The sequence below is a fragment of the Aestuariivivens sediminicola genome (genome assembly GCF_022662015.1).
Lineage (GTDB): Bacteria > Bacteroidota > Bacteroidia > Flavobacteriales > Flavobacteriaceae > Aestuariivivens > Aestuariivivens sediminicola.
In genome coordinates, this window is the sequence record NZ_JAKMCM010000002.1 from 208,377 (window position 1) to 222,646 (window position 14,270).

16 protein-coding genes are annotated in these 14,270 nt (G+C 40.4%); 13 read left to right on the plus strand and 3 right to left on the minus strand.

The genetic code is table 11. From position 1 onward, the window contains the following. Positions 1-2: 2 nt before the first annotated feature. The 13 genes from MR041_RS05795 (at position 3) to tsaB (ending at position 10,932) form a co-directional block, all read left to right on the plus strand. Complete coding sequence (locus MR041_RS05795; protein WP_242092656.1) at positions 3-584, plus strand: cytochrome c oxidase subunit 3; 582 nt, start codon at positions 3-5, stop codon at positions 582-584. A 50-nt stretch (positions 585-634) separates the two neighbouring features. Further along, entirely contained in the window at positions 635-1,615 is a 981-nt protein-coding gene (locus MR041_RS05800; RefSeq protein ID WP_242092657.1) for a cytochrome c oxidase subunit 3, read from the plus strand. A 22-nt stretch (positions 1,616-1,637) separates the two neighbouring features. Beyond that, positions 1,638-2,018, plus strand: a complete 381-nt coding sequence (locus MR041_RS05805; protein WP_242092658.1) for a cytochrome C oxidase subunit IV family protein — start codon at positions 1,638-1,640, stop codon at positions 2,016-2,018. A gap of 94 nt (positions 2,019-2,112) precedes the next feature. Next, positions 2,113-2,820 carry a hypothetical protein gene (locus MR041_RS05810; RefSeq protein ID WP_242092659.1) on the plus strand — a complete coding sequence of 236 codons (708 nt, stop codon included), beginning with the start codon at positions 2,113-2,115 and terminating at the stop codon, positions 2,818-2,820. A gap of 73 nt (positions 2,821-2,893) precedes the next feature. Further along, on the plus strand, positions 2,894-3,640 hold the full coding sequence (locus tag MR041_RS05815; RefSeq protein ID WP_242092660.1) for an SCO family protein: 747 nt from the start codon (positions 2,894-2,896) through the stop codon (positions 3,638-3,640). Between the two features lie 65 nt (positions 3,641-3,705). Further along, positions 3,706-4,230 (plus strand): DUF420 domain-containing protein, encoded by a 525-nt coding sequence (locus MR041_RS05820; RefSeq protein WP_242092661.1) that lies wholly within the window; start codon positions 3,706-3,708, stop codon positions 4,228-4,230. Between the two features lie 85 nt (positions 4,231-4,315). Further along, positions 4,316-4,534 carry a hypothetical protein gene (locus tag MR041_RS05825; RefSeq protein ID WP_242092662.1) on the plus strand — a complete coding sequence of 73 codons (219 nt, stop codon included), beginning with the start codon at positions 4,316-4,318 and terminating at the stop codon, positions 4,532-4,534. Between the two features lie 92 nt (positions 4,535-4,626). Continuing rightward, entirely contained in the window at positions 4,627-5,331 is a 705-nt protein-coding gene (locus MR041_RS05830; RefSeq protein WP_242092663.1) for an ABC transporter ATP-binding protein, read from the plus strand. Beyond that, positions 5,319-6,548 (plus strand): ABC transporter permease, encoded by a 1,230-nt coding sequence (locus MR041_RS05835; RefSeq protein WP_242092664.1) that lies wholly within the window; start codon positions 5,319-5,321, stop codon positions 6,546-6,548. Before MR041_RS05830 ends, MR041_RS05835 begins: the two co-directional genes overlap by 13 nt. A 2-nt stretch (positions 6,549-6,550) precedes the next feature. After that, positions 6,551-7,795 (plus strand): ABC transporter permease, encoded by a 1,245-nt coding sequence (locus tag MR041_RS05840; RefSeq protein WP_242092665.1) that lies wholly within the window; start codon positions 6,551-6,553, stop codon positions 7,793-7,795. A gap of 19 nt (positions 7,796-7,814) precedes the next feature. Next, positions 7,815-8,936: an efflux RND transporter periplasmic adaptor subunit gene (locus tag MR041_RS05845; protein WP_242092666.1), complete on the plus strand. Its 1,122-nt coding sequence runs from the start codon at positions 7,815-7,817 to the stop codon at positions 8,934-8,936. After that, complete coding sequence (locus MR041_RS05850) at positions 8,929-10,251, plus strand: TolC family protein (protein WP_242092667.1); 1,323 nt, start codon at positions 8,929-8,931, stop codon at positions 10,249-10,251. Before MR041_RS05845 ends, MR041_RS05850 begins: the two co-directional genes overlap by 8 nt. Continuing rightward, the gene (gene tsaB / locus MR041_RS05855) at positions 10,252-10,932 is read left to right on the plus strand and encodes a tRNA (adenosine(37)-N6)-threonylcarbamoyltransferase complex dimerization subunit type 1 TsaB (protein WP_242092668.1); all 681 of its coding nucleotides are present in this window, start codon (positions 10,252-10,254) and stop codon (positions 10,930-10,932) included. It begins immediately after the preceding gene. A 39-nt stretch (positions 10,933-10,971) separates the two neighbouring features. Here the strand turns inward: tsaB and MR041_RS05860 are convergent, their stop codons facing one another. Genes MR041_RS05860 through MR041_RS05870 form a run of 3 tightly spaced genes read right to left on the minus strand, consistent with a single transcriptional unit; the run spans position 10,972 to position 14,269 of the window. Then, the gene (locus MR041_RS05860; protein ID WP_242092669.1) at positions 10,972-11,787 is read right to left on the minus strand and encodes a mechanosensitive ion channel family protein; all 816 of its coding nucleotides are present in this window, start codon (positions 11,785-11,787) and stop codon (positions 10,972-10,974) included. A gap of 20 nt (positions 11,788-11,807) precedes the next feature. Further along, entirely contained in the window at positions 11,808-12,161 is a 354-nt protein-coding gene (locus MR041_RS05865) for a DUF1304 domain-containing protein (protein ID WP_242092670.1), read from the minus strand. After that, complete coding sequence (locus MR041_RS05870) at positions 12,158-14,269, minus strand: thioredoxin domain-containing protein (RefSeq protein ID WP_422613565.1); 2,112 nt, start codon at positions 14,267-14,269, stop codon at positions 12,158-12,160. The genes MR041_RS05865 and MR041_RS05870 overlap by 4 nt, the downstream gene beginning before the upstream one ends. Position 14,270 lies beyond the last annotated feature (1 nt).

Sequence of the window (14,270 nt, forward strand, 5' to 3'; positions counted from 1 at the left end):
AAATGGATTTAACTCAAGGAACACAAGAAGAAAAGCAAATCAGGGCAAAAAAAATGATGCTCTGGTTTGGTATTGTATCACTGGTCATGACCTTTGCAGGTTGGACCAGTGCTTATATTGTCAGTAAATCGCGGCCCGACTGGCTTAACAATTTTGATTTGCCGGATGCATTCCTGTTAAGTGTAGCTATTATTGTATTGAGCAGTTTTACCCTTATTCTGGCCAAAAATGCTTTGAAAAAGGACAAGAGGTCTCAAACCACCTTATTTTTAGGGCTAACACTCGTTTTGGGTTTCCTTTTTATTTACAATCAGTTTCAGGGCTTTAATGAGATCATTGGAAGTGGCTATCATTTTACCGGACCTACGAGTAATATTACAATGACCTTTATTTTTGTGATAGCCTTTATGCATGTGCTGCATGTCATAGTTGGTTTAATATGTTTGTTGGTAGTAATTTATAATCATTTTAAACAAAAGTATACGGCAACAAGTTATCTCGGATTCGAACTTGCAGCTACTTTTTGGCACTTTGTGGATATCCTTTGGATCCTGCTGTTTTTGTTTTTATATTTCTTTAGATAACGAATAAAATGATTATTTTTGTGCAACTTTAAAAAAAACAACCAATACTTATGAGTACTACAGTTGTAAATACTGGAACAGAAGGTAAAGCATGGGGCGGCGGTAACAGGCCTTTAAATGCCAGTTATGGTAAAATGATGATGTGGTTTTTCATTGTTTCAGATGCCTTAACCTTTTCCGGATTTCTGGCGGCCTATGGCTTTTCAAGATTTAAGTTTATTGATTCCTGGCCCATAGCCGATGAGGTTTTTACCCACGTACCATTTTTACACGGTCAGGAATTGCCGATGATTTACGTGGCGTTTATGACCTTCATACTTATTATGTCCTCCGTTACCATGGTGTTGGCAGTAGATGCCGGGCATCACTTGAATAAGGCGAAGGTAACACTGTATATGTTGTTAACCATTCTTGGCGGTCTTATTTTCGTTGGATCGCAGGCTTGGGAATGGGCTACATTCATTAAAGGAGATTACGGAGCCATACAAACCAAAGGAGGCAATATTTTACAATTCGTGGATACGGAAGGACATCGTGTAGCACTTCGCGATTTTGCCGTTGTCGAACCTAAGGAACGAACAGCTCATGATAAAACAAATGGTTTATGGTTTGTTGAGGAAGGGACGCTTCCTAGCTATACCGTTGAAGAAGTTATAGCTGGCTTAGAGACGCATGAAAACATATTGGTAAGAACCCAGTTATTGGATGAACATGGCCAAAAAACAATTCTCTCTCGTGAGGAATCGTTGAAACAATTGAAGCAAAACGGTAAGGCCGTTGTTGAAGGCGCTAATCTTCATGTTAATGAATACGGGTCTCCACTGTTTGCAGATTTCTTTTTCTTTATTACCGGATTTCACGGTTTCCACGTGTTTTCTGGGGTGGTCATAAATATCATCATTTTCTTTAATGTGATTCTGGGTACTTACGAGCGACGAAAAAGTTATGAAATGGTAGAGAAGGTGGGTCTGTATTGGCACTTTGTAGATTTGGTATGGGTATTTGTATTTACATTCTTCTATCTGGTTTAAAAAATAAAGCACAATTTAAAAAATGGGACACGGTCATAATTTAGCGATATTAAGAGGATTAATTAAATTCAAGAGCAATACCCAGAAAATCTGGGGGGTTTTAATCCTGTTGTCAATTGTAACAACGGTTGAAGTGGCTTTAGGTATTTACAAACCTGAAAGTCTGATGATAAAGGTACTGGGAATGAAATTACTCAACTGGATATTCATCATATTAACCATTGTAAAGGCCTATTACATTACCTGGGATTTCATGCATATGCGCGATGAAACCAAAGCCTTGCGCCGAATGGTGGTATGGACCGCTATTTTCCTGATCCTTTATCTTATTTTCATCTTATTACAAGAGGGTGGATATGTATTCGATGTATACAGTTCAGGATACGTAAAAAGAGATTTCTAATCAGGTATTTTAAGGTTAAATAATATATAATTAGGCGGTTTTTAGACCGCCTTTTTTTATTTTTGCAAAGCTGTAAATGATGAGGAAAACAAAGATGAATTATAAAAAGGTCAAACGGTATACGGTACTTGGGATACTCTTTTTTCTTCCCGTTACTTTTTTACTCTTTCTATATCCGGCGACTCATAATTACACCCCTCTGGATATTGTGAATACCAATGTGGCGGATATCTATCAGTTCGAAGATCTAAGTGAGAACAGCGTGGTATTTAAAGATCACATAACCGTTTTAGGCTTTATTGGCAGGAATCCAGAGCAGCAATTGGTGGCCCTGTCTAACTTAAAAGAACTGGTCTATGATAAGTTCAAAGGGTTTAAGAAGTTTCAGATCGTTGTTGTAGCTCCCAAAGGGATCGAGTCTGCTGTAAAGGAATTAGAATCCGAAATAAGTTCTTATGAAGATCTGAAATTTTGGCACTACGTATTTGGAGAACCTGATGCTATTTTGGATGTATATGGCAGTTTGAAGTGGCATAGCAATCTGGAGAGTGATTTAAGCACAGATCAGGTGTTTGTCATCGATAAAGATTTAAACCAGCGAGGACGATTGGATGACCGCAGCGAGAAGGCGGTTGAAAAGGATGAAACGCCTTATATGTTGTACAGCTACGACTGTATTGAAGTGTCTGAAATAAAGAACAAAATGAATGACGATTTGCGTATACTCTTAACGGAATATCGTCAAAAGCGAAAAGGAAATTTTAACTCCGACATCAGACGTGCGAAAGATTTAAAGGATTAAATGGATCGCAAGTTCATGAGATGGGACAGTGGTACTTTTTAAAAAGTATGTTGCGTTAAGTAAAGCATTTAAAATGAGTAAAAAGACAAATTATTCGTATATCGGCATTGCCTTTATAATTTTGGTTTTTGGCATTCTATTCATTCCCAAAATTGTAGATCGTATTTCAAACAACGATGTGATTAGAAATGAAAGCAGAACGGATTATGCAAAGGAGAATAAAGGTGGCGGTACCACATTGGCCTACATTGAAAATGAGGGGATAAAACGACAGGTTCCGGATTTTAGTTTTACAAATCAGAATGGGGAAACCATTACGAACAAGGATTATTTGGGCAAAGTCTATGTCATTGAATTTTTTTTCACCTCCTGCCCAACCATTTGCCCGCGTATGAATGCCAATCTGGTAGCCATTCAGGAGGCCTTTAAGGCATATGACGATTTTGGAATAGCGTCCTTTACGATAGATCCAAAGCGTGATACGCCGGAAGTCCTTAAAGATTATGCCACAAAATACGGCGTGACACATCCCAATTGGAATTTTTTAACTGGAGACAAAGAGACCATTTATAAGCTCGCAAATGAAGGTTTCTATATATATGCCGCTGAAAATGAAGATGTCCTGGGTGGTTTTGAGCATTCGGGAAACTTTGCATTAATCGATAAAAAAGGGTTCATCCGTTCGAGAACGGACAGTTATGGTAACCCCATTATATACTACAGGGGCATTGTTTCAGAGGCTGAGGTTGCGGGTGAAGACGGTGAAAGAGAGGAAATAAGTTTATTAAAAGATGATATTCTAAAATTACTCAATGAATAATATAAGGGGACTATGCCCTGCTACTTTTGGAACGGTGGTAATAGTCCACATAATAAGTACTCGGAATGAATAAGAACAAAGTCAGTAGGGAAGATAAGAAGTATAACCGATTTATTGTAGCCCTGTCTATCGCCATACCCATTGTGGTGGCTGTATTGTTTAAGGTGAGGCTCGACTTTGAACTCCCTGTTTTTTTGCCACCAATTTATGCCACCATAAATGGTTTTACTGCCATTATTTTAGTAATTGCCTTTATTGCCATCAAAAATAAAAAAATCGTTTTACACGAAAACCTGATGACTACGGCGCTGTGGTGCTCGGTTGTTTTTTTGATCATGTATGTATTATATCATATGACGAGCGACTCGACCGTTTATGAGGGTAATTTAAGAGCGCTGTATTTATTCGTGCTTATAAGCCATATTGTATTATCCATCGCGGTTATTCCATTTGTACTTATAACCTATGTCAGGGCCATAACCAGGAACTTTGAAAGCCATAAAAAAATAGCAAAAATAACATTTCCCTTATGGCTCTATGTTGCTGTAACCGGCGTTATTGTGTATGTAATGATTTCACCATACTACTAACGAAAACCGCTATGAAGTATTTAGGGCTGTCATTTAAAATGGGGTAATGATACCGTGTGAAAAAGGGGCAATATAATATAAGACTATGAAGGGCAAATTTTTCTTTTTTATATTTTCTGTTATCGTGTTTGTCAATGCAAATGCTCAGTGTGCTATGTGCAGGGCAGTATTGGAAAGCGAGGAAGGGCAGGGGGCTGCCCAAGGCATTAATGACGGCATTGTGTATTTAATGCTTATTCCATACCTCCTCATTGGAGGTGTGGCCTTTGTGATTTATAAATCCTACCATAAGTTAAAAAAATAATAAAAAGTTTTAGGTACAGTTTTTGTAACATTTCTTTGTATTGATAGTCTAATTATTAAGGCTTTCGGCTCATTTTATCAATCAAAGAAATCATGCTCGAAATTAAAGAACTTCACAAATCTTATCCTATAGGCGATTCCAGCTTACATGTGTTAAAGGGAATTAATTTATCTGTTAAAGAAGGTGAAATGGTGGCCATCATGGGGTCGTCAGGTTCAGGAAAGTCGACCCTGCTCAATATTATCGGCATGCTCGATGAGGCCGATTCCGGTTCCTATGTTCTGGACGGGATACCCATAAAAAATCTCACGGAGAAGAAGGCAGCCCTCTATCGCAACAGATTTTTAGGCTTCATTTTTCAATCCTTCAACCTGATAAACTATAAGAATGCCCTGGAGAATGTTGCACTACCATTGTACTATCAAGGGGTGAAACGTAAAGAACGTCAGGAACAAGCCATGTTCTATCTGGAAAAAGTAGGCCTTGCCGATTGGGCACATCACCTGCCCAAAGAATTATCCGGAGGACAGAATCAGCGTGTAGCCATTGCGAGAGCCCTGGCGGCAAATCCTAAATTACTACTGGCCGATGAGCCAACCGGTGCTCTGGATACCCATACCTCTTATGATCTCATGGCATTTATCCAGGAGTTAAATGATGAAGGAAAAACAATCTTAATGGTTACGCACGAGGAAGATATTGCCAATATGTGCAAACGTATCGTCAAGTTACGCGATGGTATTATAATGGAGGACAAACTGGTTGAACTGGACAGCAGAATAACATGTTTGATTTAGACCTTTGGCGGGAAATATTTCAAAGTATTAATAAAAACAGAACCCGAAGCATCTTGTCGGGCTTTACCGTTACCTTTGCCATTTTATTGTTTACCATTTTATTCGGTATAGCCAATGGATTGAAAAACACCTTCAAGGAAGCCTTTGCCGATGATGCTGCCAATGCCATTTTTGTGCGTTCGGGAAGAACGACCAAGGCTCATAAAGGCCTGCAGGCGGGAAGGCGAATTCAGTTTAAAAATGAGGATTTCGATTATATGATCGATGAGTTTGATGAGAAAATCGAATTCATTACTGCAAGAATATACAAAAACGTATCGGCCATTTACAGGAATGAACACAATACCTATAATCTTAGAGCCGTACATCCCGACCATCAGTATTTAGAGCGCACCATAATGAAAGAAGGGCGCTATATTAATCAGAATGATCTTAATAATAAAACCAAGGTTGTCGTTATCGGCAGGTTAGTGGCAAAGGATTTATTTATTAAGGAAGATCCTATTGGAAAGTATTTAAACCTCAATGGGATTCAGTATAAAGTCGTTGGGGTTTTTAAAGACGAGGGCAACGATAACGAAGAACGGCTCATCTACATGCCGGTAACCACAGCGCAACAAATTTATGGCAATAACGATTATATAGACCAGATAAACCTGACCTATCAGCCCGAAATGAATTTTGATCAGGCCATTAGATTCGGGAACGATATCACCAGGAAACTAAAAAACCGGTTTTCAGTGGCCAATTCAGATCAAAGAGCCATACGCGTATTTAATATGGCCAGTCAAACTCAAGGCGTGAGCAAGATGAATGCCGTTTTGGGTATCATTATTCTCATAATCGGTTTAGGGACTTTAATAGCGGGTATTGTGGGTATCAGTAACATAATGATTTTTATAGTTAAGGAGCGCACCAAGGAAATTGGTATTCGGAAATCACTTGGTGCCACTCCGGGATCTATAGTCTCTATCATCCTCATAGAATCCATAATCATTACCACGGTAGCAGGCTACCTTGGACTTTTAATAGGCGTCGGCGTCTTAGAATGGATAGGGCCGAGCCTAAAGGACTATTTTATTACGGATCCCGCCGTTAAACCGTCCATCATCATCACGGCAACATTAACCCTGATTGGCGCCGGAGCCTTGGCCGGGTATTTACCTGCTAAAAAGGCCTCGAATATTAAACCGATTGTAGCATTAAGAAATGACTAACCATGCTCAGATATTTATTAGATAGGGACACCTGGCAGGAAGTTTACGATAGTTTGAGTAAAAATAAGCTGCGTACCGTTATTACAATGATCGGGGTATGGTGGGGCATTTTACTACTTATCGGATTGCTGGGATCTGCGCGTGGGATGGAAAATTCGTTTAACAGATTATTTGGAGACTTTGCCACCAACAGTGTTTTTATCTGGGGACAAAGTACAAGCCGACCATTTAAAGGCTTCCAGGAAGGAAGGCGCGTGAGGCTATCCCTGACCGATGCCAAAAAGGTGGAAGACAATATTGAAGGCATCGAATTTGTAGTACCCAGAAATCAGAATCAGGGTACCGTTGTGAGGAACTTTTTGTCGGGCAGGTTCAATGTAGCGGGCGATTATCCTTTATTAGATGTTGTTCAAAAGAAGAAATTAGTATTTGGCAGGTTCATCAACCAGAACGATATTGATCATAAAAAGAAGGTTGCGGTTATCTCAGAGGATGTTTATAAACAGCTGTTCGAAATAAAAGAAGATCCCGTTGGGGCCTACATGCAAATTAACGGGATGAATTTTACCGTTATTGGGGTTTTTGAAGAGAGTAATGTGCGGATGGGTCCCGGATCCGATATCCATATTCCGTTTACTACCTTCCAGCAGGTATATAATCAGGGGGATCAAATCGGATGGATTATGGTCACCGGGAAACCGGATTACAATATAAAGCAGATCGAACTGGATGCGAAGTTACTGCTAAGAAATTTAAACCAAATTCATCCTAAGGACAATCGTGCCTTTGGCAGTTTTAATTTAGGTGAGAATTTCGATAAGGTGACAGGGTTTTTAACCGGTATGCAGTTTTTAACCTGGTTTGTGGGTATCGCGACCCTGATTGCGGGTGTTTTTGCCATTGGCAATATCTTATTGATTACCGTTAAAGAGCGCACCAAGGAAATTGGTGTGCGTCGTGCCCTTGGTGCAACACCATTTGAAATAAAAAGGCAAATCGTAACTGAGGCTGTATTTTTGACCCTTTTTGCCGGTATTTTCGGAATCATATCAGGGGGATGGATCCTCATCCTGTTGGATTATTATTATGGTCAGGGCGATGATGCCACTTTGGTCAACGCCTCTGTATCCATAGCCATTGTCTTTTTAGCACTGCTGATACTGATCATATTGGGAACACTAATCGGACTGATACCTGCATTTAAAGCCACAAGTGTGAGACCCATTGAGGCGCTGAGAGAAGAATAATAAAATCAATCCATATAAAATGAATAAGACCTTAAAGATTAGTCTGATTATCGTTGCCATTTTGGCGCTGGCCTACGTACTCAAATATTTTAAAGAATCGAATACCAAGGGAGTTGAAGAGTTTACTACGGAGACACCGTATTACGATTCGGTAAAAACTAAGGTGGTGGCCACCGGTAAATTAAATCCGGAAGAAGAAATCGAATTGAAACCACAGGTGTCCGGTATCATTGATCAAATCGTTGTGGAAGAGGGCGATATCGTACAGAAAGGGGATTTAATTGCCAAAATAAGGGTGGTCCCCAACGAACAGAATCTGGCCAGTGCTGCCAGTCGTATTAAGACCGCGCAATTGGCAGCTAACAATGCTGAAATCGTATTTAAGCGCAATAAAGCCTTATTTGAAAAAGGGGTGATTTCACAACAGGATTTCGAGAATAGTGAACTGTCCTTTAACCAGTCTAAAGAGAATTTGTTACAGGCTCAGAACGATTTTCAAATCATTAAACAAGGATCCCTGTCCGGTGGAAGTTCTGCCAATACGAATATTGTGGCCCAGATATCGGGAACTGTATTGGAAATACCGGTTCGTGAAGGCGATCAGGTCATACAGAGTAATAATTTCAATGCGGGGACGACAATCGCCACGGTTGCAGATATGAGTATTATGATTTTTGAAGGAAAAGTAGATGAGGCCGATGTCGGTAAAATAGAGGAGGGGGAAGACATTAAGGTGGTATTGGGCGCAATTAACGAAAAGGAATTTCCCGCAAAATTAACCTTTGTGGCACCTAAAGGCGTAGAAGAGAACGGAGCCGTACAATTTACCATAAAGGCTGATGTTGAAGTGGCGTCCTCGAAAAATATAAGGGCGGGATACAGCGCCAATGCCGAAATAGAAGTTGAAAACAAGGATAGTGTCTTGGTTATTAAAGAGGCCCTTGTCCAATTTAACAGGTTTACCGATAATCCGTTTGTAGAAGTTCTAGAGGAGGACGGGACTTTTAAAAAGAAAGAGGTTCGGCTTGGTACCTCAGACGGCATCATAGTAGAAATATTAGATGGTGTTGAAGAAGGCGACAAAATCAAAGTGTGGAATAAAGCATCAAAAGACGATGAAGAGGAGGAAGACAATGACTAATTTCAGGTTGGTACTCATGGCACTGTTCTTAGGCCTGATGGCATATGCCCAGGAAAAGAAATGGACCTTAGAGGAATGTGTTGATTATGCCCTCGAGCATAACATAACAGTGAAACAAGCCGAAAACACCCTGCTCTTAAATAAGCAGGATATCAAAGCATCTCAAGGTAATTTTTTGCCCTCTGTGGGGGTGGGACTCAGGCAATCCCTGAGCCTTGGTCAGGCCGAGTTGTTTCCGGGTAATTTTGTAGACAGAACCTTCCACTCGACAAGTGCCGGATTAAGTGTGTCACAAACTGTTTTCAACGGGTTTAGAAACAGCAACGTTTACAGGCAATCGCAGTTAAACTTAGAAACCAATCAGTTGGAATTGGAGCGCATAGAAGATGACATATCATTAAATGTGGTCAATGCCTATTTAAATGTATTGTTCAACAAGGAAAATTTGGAAACGGCACAAGCACAATACGACTTTAGCGAACAACAATTGGATCAGGTAAAAGTATTGGTTGACGCCGGGGTACAGCCAAAAGCTAATATCTATGATGCTGAAGCCACCTTGAGCCGGGATGCTCAGCAGGTGACCATTGCAGAAAACAATCTCAAACTGGCATTGCTTAACTTGTCCCAGTTATTACTGCTCCCATTCGAAGGATTCGATGTTGAGGTGATAGATGTTGGAACACCATCGGAAACCTTGTTGTATTCGGATGTATCGCCGATTTTAGAATATGCCATGGCCAACAGGGTGGAAATAAAGGTTGCTGAAAAGAATATTGAAAATGCAGCACTGAATACCGAAATATCTAAAAGCGGATATTACCCCAGTGTAAGCCTGGGTTATGGATTTAATACGGGAGCAAATTTCTCCAATTTGAATAGTTCTAATTCCTTTTTTCAACAGATTAATGAGAACAAAGGCCACAGCTTTAATCTGAATGTCAATATCCCCATATTTTCGAGATATCAAAATAAAACCTCCGTGGCCAAATCGAAGATTCAGGAAGAAAACAGCAAGCTCAACTTAGAACAGGCTAAAATTAACCTAGAATCCATAATTCAAAGCGCCTATACCGATGCTCAAGCTGCATTTAAAGCCTATCAGGCGGCCATCAAGTCCCTGGAATCTCAAAAACTGGCCTTTAATAATGCCAAGGAGCGATATGATCTGGGCAACATGACAGCTTTTGATCTGGAACAGTCCAGGGTACAGCTTATAAATGCTCAATCCTCTTTAATAAATGCGAAGTATGATTTTGTTTTTAAGACAAAAGTTTTGGATTTTTACATCGGAAAAACAATAACCTTAGATTAATTGGCATATATTTTAAGTATTGAAACGGCAACGACAAATTGTTCTGTTGCCCTGAGTGAAAATGGCAAAACCATTGTTCTTAAGGAAGATTATAATGAAGGCTATTCTCATGGCGAACGGTTACATGTCTATATTGAGGCTGTTTTAAAAGAAAGTGGCCTTAAGAAGGATGAATTGCATGCCATTGCCATAAGTAAAGGACCCGGTTCATATACGGGATTGCGGATTGGGGTTTCTGCGGCAAAGGGACTCTGTTATGCCCTGGATATTCCATTAATTTCCGTACCGACATTAGAAGCCTTAGCCTGTCAGGTGGATCCTTCGAATGGGGTTATTGTGCCCATGTTAGATGCAAGAAGACAGGAAGTGTATGCGGCAGTTTTTGATGTTCGGCACAACCAGATTAGGGAGACTCAAGCTCAAATTCTAGACGCGGTCGCATTCAGGGACTACTTAGAACGGGATAAGGTGTCTTTTATAGGTAATGGAGTTGAAAAAACAAAAGCCCTCATTCATCATTCGAATGCGGTATTCATTGAAGGTAGACTGCCTTCGGCAAATACCATGGGACGCCTGGCCTATGACAAATACAAAAAAGGCGACCATGAAGATGTCGCCTATTTTGAGCCTTATTATTTAAAGGATTTTGTGGCTATTAAACCCAAGGGTTCTTCCCGCTAGACCTGTTCGGGGTTGTATTGGGTCTATTAGTGAAAAAGCTTATTCGTTTTTTCGAATGTTCACTTGATGCGGGTATGGAATTTCAATACCAGCGGCATCAAGAGCTTCTTTAGTCTGCTCGGTCACGTCGAAGTATACGGCCCAATAGTCTGCGGTTTCACACCAGGGTCGAACCGCGAAGTTTATTGAGCTGTCTGCCAACTCCAGGACCGTTACTGCCGGAGCAGGTTCTTTGAGGACTTTGGGGTGAGCCGTTAAAACACCCATCAAGACGTCCTTGGTTTTTTTGATATCCGAATCATAATCAACACCAAAAACTAAATCCACACGACGCGTGCCTTCTGTCGTATAATTTATAATATTCCCATTGGAAAGTGCCCCATTGGGAATGATGATTTCTTTGTTGGAAAGTCCCGTGAGTTTGGTGGTGAATATTTCAATTTGCTTAACGACACCAATTTCACCTTGCGCCTCAATTAAATCTCCTATTTTAATAGGTTTAAAAATCATGATTAAAACACCACCGGCAAAATTGCCCAGAGATCCCTGTAAAGCCATGCCTACCGCCAGACCGGCTGCCGCTAAAATAGCAGCGAAAGAGGTCGTTTCCACACCTAATTCAGCCAATATGGCAAGGATCAGTAATATTTTTAAGATCCAGCTCAGCAAGTTCAACAAAAACTTTTGAAGACTTTCTTCATAATTGCTTTTGGCCATGATTTTTTTGGTACCTCTAAGAAGACGTTTAATAATCCACATACCGACAATCCAAATGATGATTGCCGCTACTATTCTTAATCCGTAATCCGTGGCGAGGTTTAGCCATTTTTCAGTGTCTACATTTTCTAAATCCATAGTGTCTTGTTATATAAGGTTTAAATTAAAATTGCTGCTAGTGCTAGTATGGCAGGTACAGCCTGTATGTACAATAGTTTTATTTTCTTTGTTGTGTATGCGCCATAAACACCTGCTACAGTAATACAAATCAAAAGAAATACGGCCATTTTCAAATCGCTATCGAAAAGCGATAGCAACAAACCTACAGCTAAAAAGCCATTGTATAATCCCTGATTGGCCGCTAATATTTTCGTGTCTTCGGCATGGGCTTTAGATTTTAGACCAAATGCTTTAATGCCCCTGGGAGTCGTCCAAAGAAACATTTCAAGTATGAGGAAGTACACATGCTCAAAGGCCACAAGAGCTATTAAGAAAACGGCTATGGTATTCATTTTTCTATAAGTTTCAAGGCCTGATCAACCTGAGTCACCGGTAGTTTGCAGGCTTTATTGACACAAACATAAATGTAGGTGTCCTCTGGGTTAAAGCGATTTTCCAATAAGGGCATGTTGCTGCTCACGGTACTTCCCGCAATCAACGTATTGGGGAGGTAGCTCCTGTTCAGCTCTGAAATCTTTTCTTCAGCCGCTGTGCCGACAATGGCCACTTCGTAAAACGGATTGGTATAATTAAGCATTAAATCCAACCAATTCGAAAACCCCGAAGGATAGGTCTGCATTTCGGGTTTTACATTGTTTAGCATGATTTCGGCCGCGTTGGCAAAATATGCGTTATCAAAATAATGCGCGAGTCGAAACAGGTTTTTCGCCATGATCGAGTTACTTCCCGGGATGACATTATCCCGATATTCAATACTTCTGGTAACCAAGGAAGGGTCATCATCAGATGTAAAAAAGAACATTCGGCTTTTTTGATCAAAAAAATGATCGAAGGTATAATTCGCCAGATCCCGCGATGCATCCAACCATTTTCGATCTAAGGTCGATTCATACAGGCTTAAAAAAGCAGCTATTGTGGCCGCATAATCTTCAAGATAACCATTAATAGTGCTCTTGCCGTCTTTATAGGTATGGTATAATCCTCCATCCGGGCGCAGCTGTTTCTGCAAAATGAAATTGGCATTCTTTAGGGCTGATACAAGGTATTCCTTTCGGTTTAGCACGCGATAAGCATCGGTATAGCCTTTTATCATTAAGGCATTCCATGAGGTCAGGGATTTATCATCTAATCGTGGTTTGTCCCGATTATTGCGAAGGTCGTTCAGTTTCGCCTCCCAGAGTTCTTTTTTCTCTTTTAATTGTACCGCATCGAGATTGTGCTTTTCAATGAGTGTGCTATCGTCTATTTGTCGGATAAGAACATAATTACCATGTTCCCACAGCCCGTAATCATTGATGCTGTAGTAGTCTGAAAAAAGTTGGAAATCCTCCTTTAAAACCGTCTCGAGTTCTTCCCTGGTCCACACATAAAAAGCCCCTTCTTCAAGTTCGCCTTTAGCATTGTTGCTATCGGCATCCAGTGAAGAGTAAAATGCGCCTTCCTCGTTGGTCATTTCTGTGGCAATAAATTCCAGGGTCTCTTCAATGACGTCTTTATACAATGCCTTATTGGTTAAGAGGTAAGCGTCTGCGTACAAACTAACCAACTGTGCGTTGTCATAGAGCATTTTTTCGAAGTGTGGTACATGCCATTTGGTGTCGACGGAATATCTCGAAAACCCGCCACCTACATGATCGAAAATCCCACCAAAGGCCATTTTAGTCAGTGTTAGATCAACATAATCCATAAGAGCCGTATCGTTGTTCTGATGGGCATACCGCAGTAAAAAGTGGTAATTGTTAGGCATCATGAATTTTGGAGCCCTGTTTGGACCTCCAAAACTATAGTCGAACTTTTCCGACCAATTTTCAATGGTAGTTTCGATGTATGCCTTATCAAAACTTGGAGCCTCCGAATTTAATTGAACCACATCGATAGATTTTATGCCTTTCGCTAACTTTTCGGCGTATTCGTAAAGCTTTTCAGGCTCTTCTTCGTATAGTGTAGAGATTTGATCAAGGATCTTAATCCACTGTTCTTTTTTAAAATAGGTGCCACCCCAAACCGGCCTTCCATCTGGCAAAGCAATAACATTTAAAGGCCAACCGCCACTACCGGTCATGAGTTGTACGGCATTCATATAAACCTGATCGACATCCGGACGTTCTTCACGGTCCACTTTAATGTTAATGAAGTTTTTATTCATAACCTGTGCCACTAGGCTATCCTCAAAGCTTTCATGTTCCATGACATGACACCAATGACAGGCTGCATAACCGATACTTATAAGCATTAATTTGTTTTCGGTTTTTGCTTTCTCGAGGGTCTCATTATTCCATGGATGCCAATCTACAGGGTTATGTGCATGTTGCAGGAGGTAAGGACTGGTTTCGTTTATCAGGGCATTGGTGTATTTGTGTTCCATATTCGCTTGGTGCTCTCCTTTACAGCTTATTAATGCGATCGATAAAAGTAAGTTGAAATAGATTTTGTACTTCATG